This is a genomic window from Alkalimonas collagenimarina (assembly GCF_030717845.1).
Lineage (GTDB): Bacteria > Pseudomonadota > Gammaproteobacteria > Enterobacterales > Alteromonadaceae > Alkalimonas > Alkalimonas collagenimarina.
Genome location: NZ_JAUZVZ010000013.1, coordinates 55,814 through 79,945, shown reverse-complemented (window position 1 = coordinate 79,945; position 24,132 = coordinate 55,814). Strand labels below are relative to the sequence as shown.

The window sequence follows — 24,132 nt, the reverse complement described above, 5'->3', positions numbered from 1 at the left end:
ATGGTTTGTATGGCAGGCCCAGGTGCCACCATCTGACCATGCTGTTGGCACAAACAATAATAAGAGGAAATTTGGATGAAACTGGTGGATGTAGCTGTAGCCCGGCCGGTGACGATTTGGATGTTTACCTTAGGGATCCTGTTGTTTGGTCTGGTCTCGATGGGCCGCCTGGCGGTCAACCTGTTACCTGACCTGTCTTATCCGACACTGACGGTGCGAACTGAGTTCGCTGGCGCCGCTCCGGCGGAGGTCGAGCAGTTAATCAGCAAACCCATTGAAGAAGCACTTGGTATTGTCAAAGGCGTGCGGCGGGTCGAGTCTGTCTCCAGGGCTGGACGTTCTGATGTGGTGCTGGAGTTCGGCTGGGGTTCGGATATGGATCTGGCCAGTATGGAAGTACGCGAGAAGCTGGATGTGTTGTTCTTGCCGCTGGATAGCGAAAAACCATTGTTGCTGCGTTTTAATCCAAATTTAGAGCCGGTGGTGCGGTTGGCCTTGAGTAAGGATGAAGGTATCCGCAACGAGCGGGAACTTACCGAGCTGCGCACTTATGCTGAAGAAGATTTACGGCGCCGTGTCGAAGCATTACCAGGCATAGCCGCGGTTCGGCCTGATGGTGGCTTGATGCAGGAAATTCAGATCCTGGTTGATCCGCAAAAGCTCAGTCAGCTGCAGCTGGATATTCACCTGATCAGTCAGCGGCTGAAAGAAGAGAACATCAACCTGTCTGGTGGCCGGCTGGAAACGCCTGGCTACGATTATCTGGTACGCACCATCAATCAGTTTGATTCGTTGCAGGACATTGAGCAATTGTACCTGACCACGGTTGGCCAGAGCCGGATACTGTTAAGTGATGTTGCTGAAGTGCGTGATGGTTATGCTGACCGGCGCAGCATTAGTTATATCAATGGTACGGAAGCCATTGAGGTTGCGATTTACAAAGAGGGTGATGCCAATACTGTGCAAGTCGCCGAAAGTTTACTGGCCCGGTTGCCTGCATTGCAGCAAAGCTTACCTGCCGGCTATAACCTGACACTGGTGTACGATCAATCAGCCTTTATTAAACAAGCCATTGCCGATGTGAAGTCGGCAGCCGTGATCGGTGGTGTGCTGGCGATGCTGGTGCTGTATCTGTTCTTACGCAACGCCTGGGCGACGGTGATTATCTCCGTGTCGATCCCGGTATCAGTGATTGCTACATTCAATCTGATGTACGGCCAGGGCATTACCCTGAATATGATGAGTCTGGGTGGCATTGCCCTGGCTGTTGGTTTGCTGGTGGATAACGCCATCGTGGTACTGGAAAATATTGCCCGCCATAAAGAAGAAGGCGCCGATGCTAAAACAGCGGCTCGCCGGGGTACCGGCGAAGTGGCCATGGCGATTACGGCTTCAACCCTGACGACCGTCGCTGTTTTCTTTCCATTGGTTTTCGTCGAAGGCATTGCCGGTCAGCTGTTTAAAGATCAGGCTCTGACAGTGACCTTTGCCTTGCTGGTCTCCCTGGTGGTGGCGTTAACCCTGATCCCAACCATGGCTGCCCGCGGCGCCAGGAAAGTAGCGGCAGAAGCTGAGCAAGCAAGCTCTGAGCAAACAGGCCCTGCAGCAGTCTCCTCTGAGACTACCCACACTAAAAATAGCCGCTTTAGTCAGATCAAATATTACGCAGCTTTACCATTCAGCTGGCTGGCAATTAGCTGTCGGGCCATATTGATGGGTCTGCTTGGCTTGCTGACCTTACTGTGGCGGGCTCTAAGCTGGTTAACGGCTTGGTTGTTCAGCCCGTTATTGTGGCTGGTTCAAGGTGGCCTGAAGTTACTGGAGCGAGGCTATTTATGGCTGCTGGCCAGGGCGCTCGCCGCTAAAGGGCAGGCCATTGTCACCACCTTAGTAATTGCTGGTTTGTGCTATAGCCTGTTGCCGCGTTTAGGGGCTGATGTGCTGCCTGAACTGCAGCAGGGTGAGTTCTATGTTGAGTTGCAGTTGCCGGTAGGCACAGCTATTGAACAAACTGATCAAGTGGTCAAGCAACTGGCAGAACAGATTGGCGCTATGGCAGAGGTGAATCGTAGTTATGGTCAGGCTGGTACTGGCAGCCAGATGACCGTTGACCCCAGCATTGGGGGCAGTCACTGGGCGCGGTTAAATGTGGTGTTGCAACCGGGTAGTGGCGCCGAGCAGGAAGCCAAAGTGATTGCTGCAATCCGGCAGCAGCTGCAGCAAATGGCGGATGTTCGTGCCCGCTTTGACCGGCCGCAATTGCTGAGCTTCAGCACTCCCCTGGAAATTGAATTAGCAGGCTATGATCTGGTTGAATTAAAAAATGCAGCTGATCGTCTGGTTGAAACGCTGGCGGCCGAGTCACGCTTTACTGATGTAAAAACCAGTTTGCGGCCGGGCCAGCCAGAGTTGACGCTGTATTTTGATCATGGCCGGCTGGCACAGCTTGGCATGACCGCACAGCAGGTGGCACGGCGGGTGGCTGTTTATGTCGGTGGTGATGTGGCCGGGCAGTATTCCATTTTGGATCGCAAAGTTGATATTCGTGTGCGGCTGGACGAACCGTTTCGGCAGAACGAACAACAGCTGGCTGAACTGATTATCAACCCTGGCAGTGCCACGCCATTGCCGTTATCAGCCGTGGCGGAGATCCGCCGTGAACTTGGTCCCAGTGAAATTACCCGTATTGGCCAGCAGCGGGTGGCGGTCATTAGTGCCAATCTGGCCTATGGCGATCTGGAGCAAGCCACTCAGACTGCTCGTCAGTTACTGGCAGCGCAGGTGATGCCCTTTGGTGTCAGTGCCGAAGTAGTAGGCCAGAGCGAAGAAATGAGCCGTGCTTACCACTCGTTGTTAATGGCATTACTACTGGCCGTTTTTCTGGTGTATCTGGTGATGGCATCGCAGTTTGAAAACTTGCTGCAACCCTTGCTGATCCTGTTTACCGTCCCATTGGCTGGCGCTGGTGCCGTGCTGGGTTTATGGCTGACGGGTACTCGCTTATCGGTTATTGTTTTTATCGGCTTGATCATGCTGGCCGGTATCGTGGTGAACAATGCCATCGTGCTGATCGATCGTATTAATCAGCTGCGGCAAAATGGTACTTCTGTGCATGATGCCATCATCGAAGCAGGACGCAGTCGTTTGCGCCCGGTGTTGATGACCACCTTAACGACGGTACTGGGGTTAATGCCGCTGGCGCTTGGCAGCGGTGATGGCAGTGAAATCAGGGCGCCAATGGCCATTACTGTTATTTTTGGTTTACTCCTGTCGACCTTACTGACGCTGGTCTTTATTCCTGTGCTGTACCGGCTGGTTACACGTGATCACGCAGCGCCAGCTCAGTTGACACAGACTGATAACAGCGTGCAGGAGGCCCTATGACCGAGCAACCTTTATGGCTGACCCGGCTGGCATTGAAGCGGCCAGTGACCATCAGCATGCTGTTTATTTCCTTGCTGCTGTTTGGTGTGCTGGCTAGCCGGATGCTGCCGCTGGAGAAATTCCCCGGCATTGATATTCCACAAATCTACATTAATGTGCCTTATCGCAATGCTACCCCAGCCGAGGTCGAACGCTTGATCACCAGGCCCATCGAGGAAGCGCTGGCAACGATCCCCGGCATTCAGGCCATCCGCTCAAGCTCTAATGAAAACAGTGCTGATATCTCGCTCGACTTCAAATGGGATGAATCGATCAGCGCGAAAGGGCTAGAAGTACGGGAACGGTTGGATAGTATTCGCGCGCTGTTACCCAGCGATGTGGAGCGGGTATTGGTGTTTCAGTTCAATACTGACGATATGCCTATTTTTCAGTTACGGATTTCCAGTGAACGCGATTTGGCGATGTCGTATGACTTGCTGGAGCAGCAGATTAAACGGCCGTTGGAGCGGGTGCCAGGTGTATCGAAAGTCGAGCTGTATGGCGTAGCCAAACGGCAGGTCATTATCCGGCTCGATCCGGAAAAAATGCGTGCTCTGCAGGTCGATGCCCAGCAGCTGCTGAGCCAGCTACGGCAAAGTAATTTTGCCTTGACAGCCGGTGAGTTACGCAATGATCACCAAAGCATACTGGTGAAACCAATTGGCGAGTACAAAGAGATCGCTGAGATTGCTGCTTTGCCTATTCGGCCTGGCTTGCAACTGGGTGATGTCGCGAACGTGGCGCTGGAATTGCCAAAACTGGAAGACGGCCGCCATCTGAATCAGACCTATGCTGTTGGCATGAATGTCTACCGCGAATCGGGGGCAAACTTAGTCGATGTGGCACAAGCCGCTTTGGCGGTGGTGCAGGCCGCCGATCAGAATCCGGCCTTTCAGGGCATTAGTCTCTATGTGATGGATGATATGGCCAAAGGCGTGACCTCCTCGCTGAAGGACTTACTGATGGCAGGGGGGATCGGGGCCTTATTATCCTTCGCCGTGCTGTTTTTATTTTTGCGCCATCTTACCACCACCTTGGTAGTGGTACTCTCGGTGCCAGCGGCAATTATCATTGCGCTTGGTGCCATGCATACCTTGGGTTACAGCCTGAATATTCTTAGCATGATGGGGTTGATGCTAGCCATTGGTATGCTGGTGGACAATGCTGTAGTGGTAACAGAAAGTATTTTCCGCGAACGTGCGCAGGGTGGCGATGTACGGGCAGCGACTGAACGAGGTGTTAAGCGGGTCAGCCTGGCGGTGTTGGCCGGTACTGCTACTACGGCCATCGTATTTTTACCCAATATCATTGGCCAGAAAATGGAACTGACCATTTTTCTGGAGCATGTGGCGATTGCCATTTGCCTGTGTTTGGCCATATCACTGGTGATGGCGCTGAGTATTATTCCGTTGCTGACAACGCGGCTGAATGTCACTGTCCGCGACAATGCCAACGGCAGTCGCTGCGAGCGTTGGTATCGCAGCACCTTAAGCCGGGTGATGCGGTTTCCAAAAGTATCCGCCTTGCTGGCCTTATTAACACTGGCCAGTATTGTTGTGCCCATGGGCGGAATAGGGAGCGATAACTACAGCGGTGAAGACGATACCCGCTTGGTGATTAATTATCATATTCAAGGCAATTACAGTCTGGACGAGGTACGCAACGAGGTTCGCACCATGGAAGCTTTCTTGTATAGCCGTAAAGAGGAATTTCATATTGAGTCGGTCTACAGTTATTACCGCTCTGGTTATGCCTTTACCATGGTAATGCTGCACGAGGGATTGCCGATGCCAATCGATACCTTAAAAGAGACCATTCGACACGATTGGCCAGCGCTGGTGCGATCACGGCCTGCCTACGGTTTTTCTGGAGGTAGCGGTGGTTTGCAGCTGCATCTAAATGGGCAGTCGACTGAAGTGTTGATGCAACTGGCCGATGAGTTACAGCCATCATTGCAAAGCCTGGCGGCTATCGCTGAAGTGAACAGCGATTTGGCACGAGGGCAGCAGGAAGTACAGATCTTGCTGCATAGCGACCAACTGGCTCGCTACAACATCTCGGCAGAGCAGGTGGCACAAAGTGTGGCACTGGCACTTCGCGGTGTGAATCTGCGAACCTTTCGCAGTCAGGACCAAGGCGAATTGCAGATGCGGTTGATCTACGATGAACGTATTAGTCACTCAATGTCAGAACTGGCTGATTTGCCCATTGCTGTGCGGGACAACGTTAGTATTCAGTTGGCTCAGCTGGCTGAGCTACAGGTAGCGCCGAGGTTAAATCAAATTCGTCGCTTTGATCGACAAACCGGTCTGGCGCTTAGGATGGAGTTGGCCAGCGATGCGGATATGGATCAAGCCAGAACCCAGATCCGCCAGCTGATGGAGCAAGTTGCTTTGCCAGATGGTTACAATTGGTCTTTTCAGGGCAGTTTTCAGCGCCAGAATGAAGAGCAGCAGGTGATGATGGTGAATATGTTGCTGGCCGTGGCGATGATCTACATCGTGATGGCTGCCTTGTTTGAATCTCTATTGCTGCCGAATGCGGTGATTGGTTCGCTATTGTTCTCCATGGTCGGCGTGTTCTGGACTTTTTTCCTCACCGGCACGCCGATGGGTGTGATGGGCATGATTGGTATGCTGGTCCTGATGGGTATTGTGGTCAATAACGGCATTGTATTGGTCGACCGCATCAATCAGGATCGCGCTGCTGCGCCAGAGGCTGATTTACGGCCATTAATCATCAGTGCCTGTGAAGCCAGGTTGCGGCCGATTTTAATGACAGTTTCGACCACAGTATTGGGCTTATTGCCACTGGCACTTGGTGGTACCCAGTTGGCAGGTGATGGCCCAAGTTATGCTCCGATGGCGATTGCCATTATCGGAGGCCTTCTGTTCTCCACCCTAACCAGTTTGCTGCTGGTGCCGCTCACTTACTATGGTCTGGTGCGGCTGCGCGAAGCGACCAGCCGGCTGCTGCACGGCAGTAGCCGTTGGGCGAATAAGGTGTGGCAGTTTGAATAATTAATAGTGGGTCTAGGTGCGCAGCCATAGGCTGCGCACCTGAAACGAAGCTAAAATCCGCGGCGTTTTCTGTTTCTTCGGCTCTTAGGATGTTGCCAACCGACAGTTCTGCCCTTGTTAGAGGCTGATGCTGGCTTTCGGTAGTCTTGAAAGCGCTGAAAAAGAGCAGCAAGGATTTCTGTAAAGGTGGTGTTTTCGATGCTGTCATAATCATCATGCAATTTACTGAATAGAAGCATCAGCAATACGATGCAGGAGTACACCCCGTAAGAAAGTATCGACAGTACAATGAGGTAGTGCCCTCTGACTTCGAAAGCTTTGGTTTGTGGCGTCAAAAATAGCAGGCTTTGTTGGCCGCAATCAGCGCCTGCTTTTGAAGCGGCTTCGCAAAAACCAATCTTGCTGTATGTGCCTTTTACTTGTTCTAAGTAAGTTATGCTGTTGACATCCAATCGCTGGAACTTTTGATGTGATTCCAGCGCAAAGTCATAAAAGGCATTGTATACACTTTGCTCGCTAAGGTGATGAAAGGGGGTTCTGGTGGAAGTTTTGTGACCTTTTGTGTAACGCGCAGCCAGCATAACACCGGATGCTCCTTCAATAGGGCAGCTATAAAACAGCCCAAAGTCATACGTATAGCCTTTTGGTTTGGTCGGTGGAGTTAAAGTTGCATGCTGTTTGCATTTAGCTGTGTCGATTTTAAGGTGATTGATGTGGAAAAACTGTTCGTTAGGATATTCGGTTACCTCTTTGGCATGCTCTACTTCTATTAGCCCGAAATAGCTGTACCCAATATAGCCAAGCGCACACATCATAGGATGCATCATGGCTAATGCAATAAACAGATTGTATAAGCTGTAGTTACTAATGTAGCCGCCGTATGATTTCTTCAATAGCTGCAAGCGTGGGCGAAATAGGCATGCACTAAACAGCACAGGAAGTGCCATCGAAGTCATAAAAAAATAATCTTTGTAAGGCGCTATGGGCAGCCGGGCTTTTATTAGGAAAACCCAAACTATGGCATAAAAAATAACGATAGCGACCGTTGAGGTGATCAGAAAGGGGAGAAAAATTCGTTTTATTTTAACCTGAAATTTTTCCACAGGAATTCCATTCCACACGATAGCATGCGCTCAGCGACCGATGTTGCCACAGAGCGAATATTGCCTTGGTTTATAAGGCTGATTAAACGATATAAGACTGGAATAACATACCGGCGAAGCCAATCAAAACCATTCCAAACATGCTAACTTCCAGCCAAAGCGATAACCATCACTGCAACTGGTTCGCAGCTTGTCGAATAGGCTGGACAGTATTCATAAACTCCGGGTTACGTCCACGATTGATTCGCTCAAATGGTACTACGATGGCCATGGCATACCAACCGCTTTTAAATGGCCAAACTACCCAGTCACTGATGTGATCCTGATTCTTGTGTCGCAAGATGCGCTGAATAGGACGTGTTACGAGCAGCGCAACTATTGGGTAAGCAATAATAGTTGAAATAAGCGACCCAAAGAAAAAGGCGTCGTACCAAAAAGGAATGGGGTCATCCATTAAATAGTCCTTGCAAGTGCCTATCATACAAGCGGCCCGCGCTAACCACTACCAAGTGACCATACACCCATGAACTCAAGTAAAAGACCGCAAAACATTAAGAAAACCATGCCAAACATGCTAACTTCCAGCCAAAGGGATAACCAACACTGCAACCGGTTTGCGGCTTGTCTAATCGGCAACACTGTGTCCATAAAGCCTTGATTACGTTCATGTCGCCAGCGCTCAAATGGCACTACGATGGCCATGGCATACCAACCACTTTTAAAAGGCCAAACTATCCAGTCACTGATGTGATCCTGATTCTTCTGACGCAAGAAGCGTTGAATAGGACGTGTAACAAACAATGCAACTATTGGATAGGCAATGAAAGTTGAAAGCGCGAACGCAATGGTCAGAAACGTATACCACAGCGGTACTGTGTATTCCATCAACGGCGGCTCCGAATATAATCTGAGGCTGTGTCATAACCATACCCTGCTATTCTTTGCATGCCCTTGTCTGTATGATAGGCTGCCCCAAAACCAACAGCAGCTGCAGTCCCTACCATTAAGACCCAGCCTACCGGGGTTAGTGCCATAGATAAGCTTAGAGCACTGATTGCGATGATAGCACCTTTTCCAACCATCCAGCCGGCTGCTGCTCCAGCACCCAAACCTAAATACTGGGTGATAAACTCCCGTAGACGATTATCTGAACGGTAGACACTATTAGCACGTACTCCGGCATCAATAAAAAGCAGCCCTCGGCTAGCTACTTGGGTGCCTCTGGCAAAACGCTGCACTGTGTTTACCTGCTGGCTATTGGCAAAGCGCAGGGTTTGACCGGTTCGTTGATTGTTGCGGCCATAGCGAGCTACATTCACAGCGCGATCGGGGTTCAGCAAGGCAGAGCGGTTGGCATTTGCTCCTAAGGTTGCATGATAGCGTTGCAGCTGAGCCTGAAAGCGAGCAGTCATATCAGCATGCATGCGCCGGGCATGGGCCTCTTTTGCTGCCAGCAACGGGTTATGGGCTCCTCTGGCTCTGGCTCCGCGCACCTGTGACTTGGCCTGACTGGCTTCGTGCAAATCCAGCAGAGCTTGCTGATAGCGCACAATGGAGCGTTGAAATGCGGTGTATTTGCTGTTGGTAGCGCCAACCATGGCGCCAGCTGCGGTTAGTCCATGTTCATCGATCAGGTGGATAACCGGCTTGATCAATTCCTCAGTGACGTAAGCAAGCGCTATGGTGAAGTTGTCGTATGCATCAGCAATTTGCTGCAGGCGCTGCAGCTCACGGGCAGAATAGCGATCAAAGGCAGACAGTACACCTTCATCCCCTGGTTGGCAGCTCAGCAAATACGGTTGGTTAGGGAACAGTAAGCCATGTCGGCTGGGGTTTTGGCGCTGGTACTGAGCAAGTAAATCAGGCTCTGCGGAAAAAAACTCCTGTGCCCGCTCAGTGGTCCTTGGAAAGTAAATATCTGCCATTTGCATGTCTTTATCAGCTGGGTTGAAGCTGCGAAATTGTATCGTAAGAACATTTTTGATACAAATATTTTTTATATGTCACTAAATGGTAATTTCGCCACCTTGCGGTGGCGATGTTTATTTTAATAACCAATCAGCACTGCCATGGCCAGCATAGCTACAGCAAGCACGATATAAATGCCAACCAGGGGTAACACAAATCGTGCCCAGGTGGTCCAGGCGACCTGGGCAGTAGCTAAATAAGCGAGCAATGTGCCTGAAGTTGGGGTGAAGATGGTAGTAATGCCATTACCAAACAGGAAAGCCAACACCGTTGTATGTGGGCTTACACCAACCAACTGACCGATTGGGCCTAGAATAGGCATACTAACAGCGGCCTGGCCGGAGGTGGATGGAATTAAAAAATCCAATAGCAACTGTGAGATAAACATGCCTTGCACCGCCAGGATTGGGTTGTCTTCACCAACAATGCTGGTGAGCTGATAAATCACAGTATCTAAAATCTGGCCATTTTGCAGGGTGACAGCGATGGCAAAGGCTACCCCGATCAGAATAGCTGCCAGCAGTATTTTCCGCATGCCTTCTACAAATGCATCAGCTGCTCCATTCGCTCCTAAGCCACTTATACAGGCGATGACCACGGCTAAGGCAATATAAAATGCGGTTAACTGCTGATTGTGCCATTCAAAGGTGGTCGAGCCATACACCAGCATGGCAATACCAACACATAAAATACTGAGCATCAGCGTGTGGCGGCCACTTAAACGAGAGCTGTCAAATTCTATCTTCGCCGTCGGATCAAAACCCTCTCGCTTGATCATCAGCATAATAAAGATGATACCGACCAGTGTGAACACCACGAAGGCAAACAAACGCATACTAATGCCACTGAAGATGGGAACGTCCACCAGTGGTTGGGCGACTGTTAATGCCACCGGATTGGTGACTGATGCCAGAAAACCTGCTTTAACGGGGACGGTTAAAATTGCCAACCCCATCAGGTTTGAAAGGCCGAGTCGACGAGCCATTTCAACCATCAATGGAATAATGAGTAAATACTCGGATGCAAGCCCAAGGAAAGTACTGCCTGCGGCAAACACGATCATAAGCGAAGGAACCAGCAGATAGACATTGCCCCGAACCGCGCCCAATAAGCGCTCCAAACCTGCTGTGATGGCGCCTGCCTTGGTAAGAATGCCGAACATACCTCCAATAATCAGCACCATAAAAATCAAATTGGCGCCGCGTTCCAGGCCTTGAGGGATCGCCATGGCAACCTGAGCAAGGCTGGCTGGTTGGGCGATATCCGGGTCATCACTTAAGCGCCATACATTGGTCAGACTGTTGCTTTTTTCTATTTTTTGAAAGGAGCCAGGTACCACCAGGTTGCCATCGCGGGCAAATTCTCCGGCGTCCACTAAGTAGGTCAGAGCTGCTGCAAACAACAAAATACCAAGTAAAATAATGATCGGGTTATTGCCTTTGTGCTCGTGATTGGCCAATACCTTGCTTGCAGAGGTAGTTTGTCCCGTCAGGTGAGCAGCGATTTTATCCTGTTTGTTGTTCGACATAGTTATCCCAACGAAATTGTTATCCCAAGAGTGTACTGACGCAGCAACGGCTAAGTTATAGCTTGCTCTTAACGAAGTTGGCAATACAAGCGCTAACCTTGGTTAAATCAGATTGAAAAGCACTGAATTTTTCGTTCTTGCTAAATTCTTTTTCGTCCATATAGAGCTCGCGGTTTATTTCGATCTGAATACTGTGTTTATTCTCTGCTGGGTTGGCGAAGCATTGGGTTAGATACCCCCCTTTATATGGGGTATTCAGTACCACGCTATAGCCAAGATCAGCAAAGGCTTGCTGGATGACCTCGGTAAATTCAGGGCTGGCCGAGGTGCCATCAAGGTTGCCCAGAATAATGTCAGGCCGGGTCTGGTTTTGATCGATGTTCATAGCATTACCTCGTGATTTCATCGAATGACAATCGATATGCCAGACACCGCCATAAGCTTGATGCAAGCTGGATAGCAACTGAGCCAGTTGCTGATGATAGGGTTGATAGTAGTGCTTTATTCGGTGTTGAATTTCTGCAACGCTAAGAGGCTTTTTATTGATAGCCAAGCCCGGCAAGGCGAACCGTCTTATAAGCCCCATACCTCGTTCTGTGTATTTGGTTGGCTGAAGTGGTTCAGGCCAGGGCTCATTAAGTAACGCTGGATCAATATCGGTAGGTGCCCGGTTTAAATCAATGTACATCCGTGAAGTTTTTGCGCTGAGTAAATAAGCGCCAAATGTGGTGGCAGGGGACCAGAGTTCATCAATAAAGGCGTCCCAGCCAGTTTTTAATTCATCGATAGTAACGGCATACTGAAAGTCAGCCGGCAGCTCAAGCCCACTGTGCGGTGAATCGAATACCAGTGGAATTTTTTCTGGGGTTTCAGGATTTAACAGCGCATAGCTGGCTTTGGATGGGTTCGTCGTCATGTATTTACTCCTGGGTAGCAACACTCATGCAGACACAGCATTGCTGTGTCTGCATGCCTCAATTAAAAGTCGTAACTAACCTGAACATACATGAAGCGGCCTATGGCATTATAGGTCTGCTGATCAAAGTTAATGTTCAAATTAGTCCGTGAGGTTGGCGGTTGCTTGTCCAGTAGATTGTTCACGCCTAATTTAATACCAATGCCATTGTCGAAGTTATATCCTGCTGACACCGAGTGGTACACCATAGAGCCTATACTAAGCGGTTCTCCGGCAAAGGTTTCTGTGGTATCACCAATGTAACGAAGCGTGTAGCCAGCATTCCATGCATCCTGGTTCCACTGAGCAGATAAGAAGCCACGCCATTCAGGAAAGGCTTCCCGTGAGGCTGCGGTACCTTTTTTATCAACCTCGACAAAGGTGCCATCCGGTAAGGTGGAGGATTCAACAAATTTACCAAGCCGTGACAAATTGGCTGATAAGTTCCAGCGGCCATGATCTGTGTTGAAGGCATAGCGTACCACTGCATCCATGCCAGATACTTCGGTTTTGTTCAGGTTGACAGGGCCATCAATGATATTGGTAATTTGACCGCTGGCGCTACGTTGGATCACGCCGCAGTTGCGGTTGGTGGTGGCACATAAATCCAACAGGTTCTGACTGCCGAAAGAGCTAATGGTATTGTCTATTTGAATATTGTACCAATCCAGCGTCAGGCTAAAACCATCAAGTTGAGATGGTGTATACACCACACCCATGGAAATATTCTCTGAGGTTTCAGGCTCAAGCAAAATATTACCACCTACCCTAATGGGCACTGCTGCCTCATTTTGTGAATAATCTGCTGGAACACCGCTACATCCTGGCAGGCTGGCACCGCCGGAACAAGGATCATTCACCGGAGCGAAGGATTCGCGCTCACCCTCATATAACTCCAGCAGAGAAGGGGCTCTGAACCCTTCGGCCCAGGTGGCACGTATCATCAGATCGTCGACTGGGCGGTACAAAATGCCAGCTTTACTGTTGACGGTGCTGCCAAAGGTACTGTAATCAGAAAAACGACTGGCCAGGTTCACTTCCAGGTACCTTGCCAACTGATGATTTGCCAGCAAAGGGATGCTGAGTTCAGCATAGGCTTCGTATAAATCGTAGCTGCCTTCGGTGCCGGTGCGTGGGGCTGAAGAGGTGGTTCTGAAGGTGTTCACTCTGGCGTCAGAGTTAATGATACTATCTGGTACATCGGTTCCGGTTTCTTTCCGGTATTCCATGCCTGCAGCCATCATCACATCACCTGCCGGTAAATCAAAAATACTGTTGGTTACGTTGAAACGAACATGTTGTTGCTTGGCCTCATTGCTATCGTAACCGGTAAAGTTGATGTAATTCACCATATCCGGAGTCAGTGTATTAAACAGATTGACTGGAACGCAGCCAGCTATTAAATCGCTTATATCTGCTGTGATGCCCGTACTATCACAGGCACGCATGCCTAAAGCCAGCTTGTCCAGATGCAGCTGATTATTTGAGGTGAACTCCCCTTTGTTACGGGCAAATGAAGCAAATAGATCCCAGTGCCAATCCCCTGCGGTATAGCCTTCAAAACCAAAACCAAGCCGCGTGGTTTCAACTTTCTGGGCATTTACCCGTAAGCCGTTATTGACAAAAAAGTTGGTGGCCACAAAGTCGCTGCCTGATAACTCAACACCAAAAGGGTTCACCAGTGGGTTGTTGGGGACGACAAAACCACGACTACCATTTACCGTAGGGATAACAGCAGAGAATTGCTGGTCAGATTCACGTTTGTTGTACACCGCTTCAACCCGAAAGCTGGTATCTTGTAAAAAGCCCAACTGACCCAGCTCAAACACGCCCTGGCCATACAAACTTAACCGTTTGCTCGGCCCTACAACATAGTTGTCGTGGTAACGATTAAATCGATCGTTGGTCGATGCAGGGCGCCAGCTGGCCAGTTGATTGCCATCGGTGCCGGGTTCACGGGTGATGCCTTGTGCGGGAATATCAAAGCCAAAGACAGAGCTAAGTGCATTGCTACGAAATAACCCTTCACCAGTACCAAGGGATAACCCATTCAGTGGTATCGCCGTTAATTCACGGTCTTGGGTCAAAATAGGTTTTTGATCGGAATAGCTGGCAACGAACATCAAATTATGGTTACCAAGGTCATGACCTAATCGTAAATCAAGATTAACAGTTTCACGATCACTTTCTGAAGTCTGGCCATAATAGGCTCTGGTATGCACACCGGTGAAATCTTTAAAGGTATGAATATTCACTACACCAGCGATGGCATCAGCACCATAAATGGCAGTTGCACCGTCTTGCAATACCTCTACCCGATCAATCATGGCAAATGGAATGGTATTTAAATCAACAAAATCACGGAAACCACGGGTACCAGCTCCATTAACCCAGCGGTTGCCATTCACCAGCACAAGAGAGCGGTTGTCGCCTAAATTTCGTAAGTTAATGCTGGAGGTACCATGGCTGATGCCGGCCGAGCCATTGTCGTTCAGACTGGCACCTACCGATGGCATTTCCTGCAGCACTTCACCAAGAGATAAAGCACCTTTTAAGTCGAGCTCGCTGCGATCAATGGTTTGTATCGGGCTCGCTTCGGTTTCACCGCGACGCATGATACGAGTCCCTGTCACGGCAATTACTTCCATAGAGCGGTTGCTGGCGTTTTCGCCGTCGTTGGTATCTGTGTCTGCATAAACCTGTGTGCCAATCGAGCATGCACTCATAACGGCCAATGCCAGTAGTGATTTTTTATAATGTCCTGTTGTCATTGTTTTCCCCTTGTGCCTTTGAACTCAAAGCACTGATCTGAGTGCCTGTTCGAAATTCAAGCTAGCAAAGGCATATAATCCATGCAATATTATTAGAAACCATCATTAACCGATAACATTTTGTTATGAGCTCACTGAATTTAAAAAGTCTGGAGTGCTTCCAGGCCATCATGCTAACCGGTTCAGCTACTGCGGCAGCTAAGCAATTAAGTGTGACACAACCCGCTGTTAGTCGCTTGATCAGCGTGCTTGAACAGCAGCTGGGTTTTGCCTTGTTTTATCGTGAGCATAGCCGGTTAATTGCCACGGATGAAGCTCGTTACTTAGAGCAGGAAATCGCGCTATTGCTTAGCAGTGTGGATCGTTTTAAAGCACTGGCAGACTCCATTGCAAAGTCGGAAATGGGCTCGTTGAAAATTGTGGCACCAGCCAGCTTTAGTGCCGGTCCCTTAGCCGATGTAGTGACTAGTTTTATTAAACAATATCCGTCGGTTTCTGTCAGTATTGATGCCCATAGCCCGCAAATTGCACGTGATTTAGTGGCGCATCGCTCAGTGGATTGTGGCTTTATTCAGTTACCAGAAAATCACCCGGGTCTGATCTGTGAACATTTGCTTAGCAGTGATTTGGTGTGCGCTGTGCCAGAGCATCATGAGCTATCAGTCCGAGATTCAGTGGCTATCAGTGAATTGGGATCCGAGCCATTAATCATGCTGGGGCAGGGCAGACCAAGCCGGATCAGGTTAGAGAATGAGTTTAAAAAAGCCGGAGTTCGGATGAATGTCCGGCTGGAAACTCATACCGTGGCAACTGCTTGCGCTTATGTGAAAAAAGGGCTGGGTATTGCCATTTTGAACGAGGTATTGGCTGAGCAATACCTGGACACACAGATGAAACTTATTCATCTTCGGCCGAAGATCCAGCATCAGTACGGTTTTATTTACTCTGCTTACGCCCCGATGCCCAGGTTGGTAGCCAAGTTTTATCAACACTGCCTGGCGCATTTTTCCGGTTAGCCGTTACTTGCCTTATAAGTCGATATCTCTATATTCCTTTTTGGAATTAATATATCTAAATTTATTATTTTTAATTATTAAAACTCCGAATTATGCTGCATGCAGGTAATTGATTGCCTGCATGGAGAAAGTATGACCAACACTCAGCAAACAGCGGAACAACTGGTGGAATTAGCCAGCCGTATTGAACAGCTGGTTGGTCGAATTGAGTACGGCTCTATTGAACTGGTGTTTCACCACGGCAAGCTGGTTCAACTGGAGAAAATTGAAAAAATTCGACTGGATAAACCAGCACTTTGAATAACACCCCATGCTGACCGGACCACCGGAAGCCTGGCTCTTTATTAGCAAACTATAAAGGACCTCAGCATGAAGTTTAAAACAATTCTGGCCAGTGCCGCATTAGTGGTATCTAGCCTTGCTACAGCCAGCAACACCATTTTAAATGTTTCTTACGATCCAACCCGCGAATTTTATCGTGAATACAACCAGTTATTTAGCGATCACTGGAGTGCACAGGGGCATACCGCACCCAGAGTACGACAGTCGCATGGCGGCTCAGGCTCTCAGGCCCGTTCAGTCATTGATGGGCTGGATGCCGATGTTGTTACTTTAGCATTGGCTTATGATGTGGATGCCCTGCGGGTACGAGCCGATCTGATCCCACAAGACTGGCAAAGCCGTTTACCACTGAATAGCTCGCCCTATACCTCGACCATCGTGTTGCTGGTGCGTAAAGGCAACCCGAAGAACATTCAGGATTGGGATGATTTAGCACGTGATGATGTACAGGTGATTACGCCGAACCCGAAAACCTCCGGTGGCGCCCGTTGGAATTATCTGGCGGCCTGGGGTTATGCCCTGAAAAAATACGGCTCTGAAGAAAAAGCCTATGATTTTGTAGAGAAAATTTTCAAAAACGTACCAGTACTGGATCCTGCAGCCCGCGGTGCCACCAACACCTTTGTCCAGCGTCGGATTGGTGATGTATTTATTGCCTGGGAAAACGAAGCCTTTTTGTCGGTCGAGCAACTGGGCCGTGGCGAGTATGAAATTGTGGTACCCAGTGTCAGCATTCTGGCTGAACCACCAGTCACTGTGGTGGATCGCAATGTTGATCGCAAAGGGACCCGCGCTGTGGCCGAAGCCTATCTGAACTATCTGTATAGCGATGAAGCACAGCATCTGGCAGCAAAGCATTTTTACCGACCTGGTCGGCCGGAAATTGCAGAACAGTATCTGGAGAAGTTTCCAAAAGTGAATCTGTTCGGTATCGACGATGTATTTGGTGGTTGGGACAAAGCACAAAATGACCATTTTAATGATGGTGGCCACTTTGACCGGATTTTAGAAGCCATTAGCCGCCGTTAAAAAGCCACTAGCCGTCGTTATAAAGTAATGAGTCACAGTTAAGTGTGAAGCCGGCCTGAACTGTACTTTGCCAATAGTGTACTGACAGTCAGGCCGTCCATCGTGATAAGAGAGAGCAAGATGCGTACTGCAGCCTTAAAACCGGTGATCCCAGGGTTTGGACTGACCATGGGCTTTTCGGTACTGTACTTAAGTTTGTTATTGATCATCCCTGTAGCCGGGCTAATTCTGTTTACCCTGCAAATGAGCTGGGAAGATTTCTGGCGTGCAGTCAGCCATCCGCAAGTAGTGGCTTCGTATAAATTATCGTTTCTGGCGTCCTTTATTGGCGCCAGCATTAATGCAGTATTTGGCACCCTGGTTGCCTGGGTTCTTGTGCGTTACCGCTTCCCCGGTAAACGTATTATTGATGGCCTGGTGGACTTGCCTTTTGCCTTGCCAACAGCTGTGGCTGGTATCGCATTGGTGACGCTCTATGCCGGTACTGGTTGGGTAGGGCAGTACTTTGAGCCCTTTGGCATCCGTATCGCTTATAGTCAGATTGGCGTGGTGATTGCACTAACCTACATTGGCTTGCCCTTTGTGGTTCGAACTGTGCAGCCGGTGTTAGCAGATTTTGAAAAAGAACTGGAAGAAGCCTCGGCAGCATTAGGCGCTAACCGGCTGACCACCATACGGCGGGTGATTTTCCCAGCTATTTTACCAGCACTGCTTACTGGCTATGCACTGGCCTTTGCCCGTGCTGTTGGCGAATACGGTTCGGTTATATTTATTTCCGGTAACCTGCCATACCGCACTGAGATCACCCCGTTGCTGATTGTCGCCAAAGCCGAGCAGTACGATTATCACGGTGCTGCTGCCATAGGTGTGGTGATGTTGGGTGCAGCCTTTATTTTGCTGCTGCTGATTAATGGCCTGCAGTGGTGGGCGAGTCGCCGAGGATAAGCTAATGACAACAACGAACACTTTACCACTGACTAGTGCTGCAGCTGTACAGGATACACCTAAAGCAACAGCCGAGCCGCGCTGGGTTAAATGGACACTGGTCGGTACCGCCCTGACGTTTTTAACCTTGTTTTTAATACTGCCGTTGATGGTGGTATTGTATGGTGCTTTTGAAGCAGGCATGCAGGTATGGTGGCAAGCGGTCACAGAGCCCGATGCGCTGGCGGCCATCCGGTTGACGCTGTTTGTGCTGCTGATTGTGGTGCCACTAAATGCCGTTTTTGGCGTGGCCATAGCCTGGGCCATTGCCAAGTTTGAGTTTCGTGGCAAAACCATTTTAATATCGATTATCGATATGCCTTTTGCTATTTCGCCAGTGGTGGTCGGGCTTATCTTTGTTATTTTGCTCGGCTCGCAAGGCTGGTTTGGCCCCTGGCTGGCTGAGCACGATTTGCGGATTATTTTCGCCGTACCCGGCATCGTCATCGTTATTTTGTTTGGTACCTTGCCCTTCGTTGCCCGCGAGCTGATCCCGTTGATGCAGCAGCAAGGCAAAGAGGAAGAAGAAGCATCCCTGACGCTGGGTGCCAGTGGTTGGAAAACCTTCTGGTATGTCACCCTGCCCAACATCAAATGGGGGCTGATTTATGGCGTGGTGCTGTGTAATGCCAGGGCTATGGGAGAGTTTGGCGCTGTCGCCATTGTCTCTGGCCGTATTCGTGGCGAAACCAATACCATGCCGCTACACATAGAAGTGTTGTACAACGAATACATGTTCACTGCTGCTTTTGCCGTTTCATCCTTATTGACCGGGTTGGCCCTGGTTACCATCGTGGTAAAAAGCTGGATTGAGTGGAAAGATGAACGCAAAAAAACATCGTCAACAGCGCGTTAAAGAGTGAAGAGGTCGTTATGAGTATCCATATTGAAGGCGTAAATAAGCGCTTTGGTGATTTTGTCGCGGTTGACAATGTGAACCTGGACATTAAAACCGGCGAATTGACCGCCTTGCTGGGCCCTTCGGGTTCCGGTAAAACCACCTTGCTGCGGATTATCGCTGGTCTGGAGCACCCGGATAGCGGTGTGATCCGCTTTAACAGCGAAGACATTACCGGCCAGCATGTCAGTGAGCGTGGCGTTGGCTTTGTGTTTCAGCATTATGCGCTGTTTAAGCACATGACGGTATTTGAAAATGTGGCCTATGGCCTGACAGTAAAACCGAAAAAGCTGCGGCCAAGTAAGGCCGAGATCGCCAAAAAAGTGAATAAATTGCTGGAGCTGGTGCAATTGGACTGGACGGCCGATCGTTACCCGTCGCAACTCTCTGGTGGCCAGCGGCAACGAATCGCGCTGGCACGTGCGCTGGCCGTTGAGCCCAAAGTCTTGCTGCTGGATGAACCCTTCGGCGCGCTGGATGCTAAAGTTAGGGCCGAGCTACGCCGCTGGTTGCGTCGCCTGCACGATGAAATTCACGTCACCAGTGTGTTTGTCACGCACGATCAGGAAGAAGCGCTGGAGGTAGCGGATCGTATCGTGGTGATGAACAAAGGCCGCATTGAGCAGGATGGTACCCCAGAGCAAGTATACGACAACCCAGCGAACCCCTTTGTCTATGAGTTTCTGGGCAACGTGAACTTGTTTCACGCCAGAGTGAAGGCCAGTGGTGAAACAAAGTTTACTTCTGCCAGTGATGATACTGCACAACAGGCTGATGAACAGGATGGACTGGCTTATGTCCGCGCTCATGAAATTGAAGTACTGACTTCTGCTGAGCCAGATGCACTGCCAGTCACTTTGGACTTGATCACCATGGTCGGCCCAACTGCCCGGCTGGAGGTTTTAAACCAACAGGATGGTAAGCTGGTACATATTGAATTACCTAAAGAGCAATTCAAAGCTCTAAATTTAAAATCAGGCGATGCCGCCTGGATCAAGCCTAAGTATAGCCAGGTGTTTTTGGGCGAAGGGATTTAACCCGAAGATACCAATGAACCGGCCCAATGCGGCCGGTTTTTTTGTCGCTAAGTATCAGCTAAAAAAAGCCCCTGCAAGCAGGGGCAAAACAACAGGTGAAGCACCAAGTAAACCGACACCATCCATGGCATCCCTGCAAGGATCCAAATCGTTAAAAGCGGTATTCCAGGCCAAGCGACAGACCGCTGGCATTTTCTCCTACCACGGTCGCTTGCTGAGTGCTGCGGCCACCACCAGACACCCGATAAGCAGCATTGTCCTCGTTGCTGCTGATGGCATAGGCCAGATAGCCCACCAGAGCGCGGCCAAACTGGCGATCAACCCCCAGGACCAGCAAGGTTGCGTCCGCATCATCGGCATCCCGGTTGTTCACCCGATAGAGCTGGCCCTTGAGGGTGTATTGCTCCAGTTTGTAAGCAGCACCAGCGCCAAACAGGGTGCGATCGCCAATTGGCAGATCTTTATCCAGTTGAGCAAAAGTAGTCAGGCGCAGTTGTTCTGTCACATCATAAAAAGCACCCAGGCGCCAGGCGCTGGGGTTAAACTCTTCATTTCCCTCAGAGCGTTCATAGGCCAGAGATACATAACTCCCCTTGGCCGCATAGGTGATGGCTGTGCTCAGCGCTTCCCGCTTATTGTCAGTGGTCGCGCCTGTGGCATGATGTGGGCTGTAATGCACATCAACAGAGACGTTATTGACGGTAGGGCTGCGGTAGGCGATGCCGTTTTTAAAGCGCTCATCAAACACATTGCCAATCAGATCGCCGCCGGTATTCACCCGGCTTACATTCCGAATATCACCAATGCGGTTGCCAAATAAATCTACCCGGGCGCGGATCACTTTTAGCGGGGTATCGAACTGGCCAATACGCAGGCTGCCAAAGTCACCGCGCAGGCCTAAAAAAGTGTCACGATCAGCAAAGTTACCGCGACCCTCATCAAGAAAAATGGTTTGCTCAATCTGGAAAAAGGCTTCCAAACCGCCTTCCAGGCTAGTAGCACCTCGAAAGCCCAATCGACTGGAGTTGCTGGAGGCATTGGTAGCACTATCCACGCCATTGTCCAGTTGATCGACGGAAAGATTGGCTCTGCCGTAAATGGTTAAATCGGCAGCCTGCAGTGGGGCAATAAGGCCCAGTAAAATGGCCGCAGCAAGTGGGCTACGAACGATCTGTTTCATAAATTTGTCCTGTGTGTGCTAAGAAGTTTTGGTGTTTTTTGGGGGGCAATGCTGCTGTGGAGTTATTAATTTAATATGCAAATTAGTTTCGTTGAAGTGTTTTTAAATTACATTTTGATATATGTAGTAACTGCTTTTAGTCCTTGGCCAGCTTCCACTGCAAAAAGGCTTTCACCACCAGAGTAGCAATGGCAATCAGTGTCAATAAAGCTGCCGCGATAAAGGCGCCGGCGGTGTTGTAGTCTTGTTGCAGCAACTCAATGTGCAGCGGCAGGGTGTTGGTCTGGCCGCGAATGGTGCCAGAGACCACCGACACAGCGCCAAATTCACCGACAGCCCGGGCGTTGGTTAAAATGACGCCGTACAACAAGGCCCAGCGGATATTAGGCAAGGTAATATCCCAGAACACTTTCCAGCCACTGGCCCCTAACAGCACCGCGGCTTCTTCTTGCTCGGTGCCAAGCGTGGACATCAAAGGCACCAACTCCCGCACCACAAAGGGGCAGGAGACAAATACGGTTACCATGACCAAGCCGGGCCAGGCGAACATTAGCTGCATGTCGTAGTGATCCAGCAGGTTGGCAAAAGGCCCGTTGGCGCCATACAGCAGTAAGTACAGTAAGCCAGCAACTACCGGCGAAACGGCAAAGGGGATGTCTATCATCGTGAGCAGCAAGCGGCGGCCCGGAAAGGTAAAGCGGGTCACGCACCAGGCAATCAGGGTACCAAATACCAGGTTGATTGGCACTGTCAGGCCAGCGACAAACAAGGTCAGGCAGATGGCATGCAACATATCCGGATCTTTCAGATTGTGCCAAAGGCCACCCAACCCAGCCGACATAGCGGCATAAAAGATAAACACTAGTGGGATCACCAGCAATACCACCGTTAGGGTAACACCGGTGCCAATCAACAGTGGCCGTAGCCAGCGTTGCTGGCTATTCAGGGTGCTGGATGGCTTCATTTTAAGCCTCCAGTGATGTGCTGGTAACGTTGTTGAATGCCGTTGATAATAAACAATAATACCAGAGAGGCCAGCAAGACCACACTCGCAATGGCCGCTGCGGCGGCGTAATCAAATTCCTGCAAGCGAATGAAAATCATCAAAGAGGTGACTTCGGTTTGCCAGGGCAGGTTGCCGGCAATAAAAATGACGGCACCAAACTCGCCCAGGCTACGGGTAAAAGCCAGGGCGGTGCCGGTGAGCAGAGCCGGTTTTATTTCCGGTAGAATAATGCGAAAAAAAGTCTGCCATGGGTTTGAACCCAAGGTAGCTGCGGCTTCTTCGTACTCGGGGCCAAACTCTTCCAGTACCGGCTGCACGGTTCGCACCACAAAAGGCACGCTGGTAAACACCATGGCTACTACGATGCCAAGCCAGGTGTAAGACACTTTAATATCCCACACGGCCAGGTATTGGCCTAGCCAGCCTTGGGTGGAGAAGATTGCAGCTAAGGTCAGGCCGGCTACGGCGGTCGGCAGGGCAAAGGGCAAGTCCATCAGGCCATCCAGCAGCACCCGGCCGGGAAAACGATAGCGGGTGAGGATCCATGCCATCAGCAAGCCAAAAAATAGGTTAAAGAGGCTGGCCACCAAGGCGGCAGAGGTGGTGACTTTGTAAGAAGCCACCACGCGCGGATCGCTGATAATGGCCCAGTACTCGGCCCAACTCAGCTCAGCCGTTTGCACCACCAGGCCGGTGATTGGCAATAAAATCACCAGGCTTATAAAAAATAAACTGCTGCCAAGGCTGATGGTAAAGCCTGGCAGCACGCGTTTGCCTTGAGTGGCAGAAAACCAATTCATAGACTGTTATAAACCTGCTTAACGCCGACGGCGTCCTTCAGACAGCAGTTTATCCAATTCAGCATTATTGGCAAAGTGTTCGATGTTTACTTGTTCCCAGCTGCCAAATACGTCTTCAACATGAAACAGCTCGGTAGCAGGAAACTGGTCGGCAACGTCTGCTTTGACTGCCTCGTGATGCACCCGGTAATAAAAGCTAGCTAAACGGCGCTGTGCTTGCTCACTGTATAAAAACTCCAGATAAGCCTTGGCTTGTTGTTCAGTACCATTGCGTGCCACATTGCGATCAATCCAGGCTACAGGGAATTCTGCCAGCACATTGGTGGGGGGTACGACCCGCTCCAGGCCAAGATCCGGGTATTGCTTGATGATGTTGTTTACTTCGGATTCAAAGGTGATCAGCACATCGCCAAGATTTCGATCGATAAATGACGTGGTGGCACCACGGCCGCCAGTATCAAATACGGCTACACGTGATAAAAACTCAGCTACCCAAGCCCTTACTCCAGCTCTATCATCACCAAAACGCTGCAGTGCATCGCCATAGGCGGCCAGATAGGTGTAACGGGCATTGCCAGAGGTTTTCGGATTTGGGAATACCAACGTAACGCCTTCTTTGGTTAAATCTTCCCAGGTTTCAATGCCTTTTGGATTGCCCTTACGAACCAGAAACGCCATGGTGGAATAATAAGGCGATGCATTGTTCGGTAAGCGCTCACGCCAGTTCTCAGGCAGCAAATTGCCACGCTGGTGCAGAATGTCGATGTCGGTGCTTTGGTTAAAGGTTACCACATCGGCGCGCAGGCCCTGAATTATGGCCTGTGCCTGACGGGAAGAGCCGCCATGCGACTGGTTGATTGTCAGAGTTTCCCCGCTTTGTTGCTGCCAGTGTTCGACAAACAACGGATTGATATCGGCAAAGAGTTCACGGGCAATATCGTAACTGCTATTGAGCAATTCTTTGGCCTGCACGGTTGATGTTAATTGAGCCACGACCAGGGCCAAGGGGATCCATAAGCGACGCATAACAACTCCAATCTAAGTTAGTGATAGCTAGTTTAATATGCGTTAT

At 50.0% G+C, this 24,132-nt stretch carries 19 protein-coding genes; 8 read left to right on the top strand and 11 right to left on the bottom strand.

The window, feature by feature from the left end:
- Window positions 1-75: 75 nt before the first annotated feature.
- Together Q3O60_RS10650 and Q3O60_RS10645 are read left to right on the top strand one after the other, a co-directional pair.
- Window positions 76-3,384, top strand: a complete 3,309-nt coding sequence (locus Q3O60_RS10650; RefSeq protein ID WP_305893914.1) for an efflux RND transporter permease subunit — start codon at window positions 76-78, stop codon at window positions 3,382-3,384.
- Window positions 3,381-6,443, top strand: coding sequence for an efflux RND transporter permease subunit (locus tag Q3O60_RS10645; protein ID WP_305893913.1), 3,063 nt, complete (start codon window positions 3,381-3,383; stop codon window positions 6,441-6,443). Before Q3O60_RS10650 ends, Q3O60_RS10645 begins: the two co-directional genes overlap by 4 nt.
- Window positions 6,444-6,493: 50 nt before the next feature.
- Here the strand turns inward: Q3O60_RS10645 and Q3O60_RS10640 are convergent, their stop codons facing one another.
- The 7 genes from Q3O60_RS10640 to Q3O60_RS10610 form a co-directional block, all read right to left on the bottom strand.
- Window positions 6,494-7,546, bottom strand: coding sequence for a hypothetical protein (locus Q3O60_RS10640; RefSeq protein WP_305893912.1), 1,053 nt, complete (start codon window positions 7,544-7,546; stop codon window positions 6,494-6,496).
- Between the two features lie 169 nt (window positions 7,547-7,715).
- Window positions 7,716-8,000 (bottom strand): hypothetical protein, encoded by a 285-nt coding sequence (locus Q3O60_RS10635; protein ID WP_305893911.1) that lies wholly within the window; start codon window positions 7,998-8,000, stop codon window positions 7,716-7,718.
- Window positions 8,001-8,041: 41 nt separating this feature from the next.
- Window positions 8,042-8,431, bottom strand: coding sequence for a hypothetical protein (locus tag Q3O60_RS10630; protein WP_305893910.1), 390 nt, complete (start codon window positions 8,429-8,431; stop codon window positions 8,042-8,044).
- Window positions 8,431-9,471 (bottom strand): hypothetical protein, encoded by a 1,041-nt coding sequence (locus Q3O60_RS10625; RefSeq protein ID WP_305893909.1) that lies wholly within the window; start codon window positions 9,469-9,471, stop codon window positions 8,431-8,433. The genes Q3O60_RS10630 and Q3O60_RS10625 overlap by 1 nt, the downstream gene beginning before the upstream one ends.
- A gap of 122 nt (window positions 9,472-9,593) precedes the next feature.
- Complete coding sequence (locus tag Q3O60_RS10620) at window positions 9,594-11,042, bottom strand: YfcC family protein (protein ID WP_305893908.1); 1,449 nt, start codon at window positions 11,040-11,042, stop codon at window positions 9,594-9,596.
- Window positions 11,043-11,097: 55 nt separating this feature from the next.
- Window positions 11,098-11,958, bottom strand: a complete 861-nt coding sequence (locus Q3O60_RS10615; RefSeq protein WP_305893907.1) for an N-formylglutamate amidohydrolase — start codon at window positions 11,956-11,958, stop codon at window positions 11,098-11,100.
- Window positions 11,959-12,020: 62 nt separating this feature from the next.
- Window positions 12,021-14,768, bottom strand: coding sequence for a TonB-dependent receptor (locus Q3O60_RS10610; RefSeq protein ID WP_305893906.1), 2,748 nt, complete (start codon window positions 14,766-14,768; stop codon window positions 12,021-12,023).
- A gap of 125 nt (window positions 14,769-14,893) precedes the next feature.
- On the opposite strand from Q3O60_RS10610, the gene Q3O60_RS10605 reads away from it, so the two are divergent.
- From Q3O60_RS10605 to Q3O60_RS10580, 6 genes are all read left to right on the top strand, one after another.
- On the top strand, window positions 14,894-15,784 hold the full coding sequence (locus Q3O60_RS10605) for a LysR family transcriptional regulator (RefSeq protein ID WP_305893905.1): 891 nt from the start codon (window positions 14,894-14,896) through the stop codon (window positions 15,782-15,784).
- Window positions 15,785-15,916: 132 nt separating this feature from the next.
- Window positions 15,917-16,084: a YezD family protein gene (locus Q3O60_RS10600; protein ID WP_305893904.1), complete on the top strand. Its 168-nt coding sequence runs from the start codon at window positions 15,917-15,919 to the stop codon at window positions 16,082-16,084.
- 69 nt (window positions 16,085-16,153) lie between these two features.
- Window positions 16,154-17,155 (top strand): sulfate ABC transporter substrate-binding protein, encoded by a 1,002-nt coding sequence (locus tag Q3O60_RS10595; protein WP_305893903.1) that lies wholly within the window; start codon window positions 16,154-16,156, stop codon window positions 17,153-17,155.
- Window positions 17,156-17,275: 120 nt separating this feature from the next.
- Window positions 17,276-18,100: a sulfate ABC transporter permease subunit CysT gene (gene cysT, locus Q3O60_RS10590; protein WP_305893902.1), complete on the top strand. Its 825-nt coding sequence runs from the start codon at window positions 17,276-17,278 to the stop codon at window positions 18,098-18,100.
- A gap of 4 nt (window positions 18,101-18,104) precedes the next feature.
- The gene (gene cysW, locus Q3O60_RS10585; RefSeq protein ID WP_305893901.1) at window positions 18,105-18,995 is read left to right on the top strand and encodes a sulfate ABC transporter permease subunit CysW; all 891 of its coding nucleotides are present in this window, start codon (window positions 18,105-18,107) and stop codon (window positions 18,993-18,995) included.
- Window positions 18,996-19,012: 17 nt separating this feature from the next.
- Window positions 19,013-20,074 carry a sulfate/molybdate ABC transporter ATP-binding protein gene (locus tag Q3O60_RS10580; protein WP_305893900.1) on the top strand — a complete coding sequence of 354 codons (1,062 nt, stop codon included), beginning with the start codon at window positions 19,013-19,015 and terminating at the stop codon, window positions 20,072-20,074.
- Window positions 20,075-20,225: 151 nt separating this feature from the next.
- On the opposite strand, the gene Q3O60_RS10575 is transcribed toward Q3O60_RS10580, so the two are convergent.
- The 4 genes from Q3O60_RS10575 to cysP form a co-directional block, all read right to left on the bottom strand.
- A complete protein-coding gene (locus Q3O60_RS10575) occupies window positions 20,226-21,254 on the bottom strand; it encodes a porin (RefSeq protein WP_305893899.1) in 1,029 nt (342 codons plus the stop codon).
- A 136-nt stretch (window positions 21,255-21,390) separates the two neighbouring features.
- Entirely contained in the window at window positions 21,391-22,218 is an 828-nt protein-coding gene (gene cysW / locus Q3O60_RS10570) for a sulfate ABC transporter permease subunit CysW (RefSeq protein WP_305893898.1), read from the bottom strand.
- Entirely contained in the window at window positions 22,215-23,060 is an 846-nt protein-coding gene (gene cysT, locus Q3O60_RS10565) for a sulfate/thiosulfate ABC transporter permease CysT (RefSeq protein ID WP_305893897.1), read from the bottom strand. Before cysT (Q3O60_RS10565) ends, cysW (Q3O60_RS10570) begins: the two co-directional genes overlap by 4 nt.
- 18 nt (window positions 23,061-23,078) lie before the next feature.
- Window positions 23,079-24,086: a thiosulfate ABC transporter substrate-binding protein CysP gene (cysP, locus tag Q3O60_RS10560; protein WP_305893896.1), complete on the bottom strand. Its 1,008-nt coding sequence runs from the start codon at window positions 24,084-24,086 to the stop codon at window positions 23,079-23,081.
- Between the last annotated feature and the right edge of the window lie 46 nt (window positions 24,087-24,132).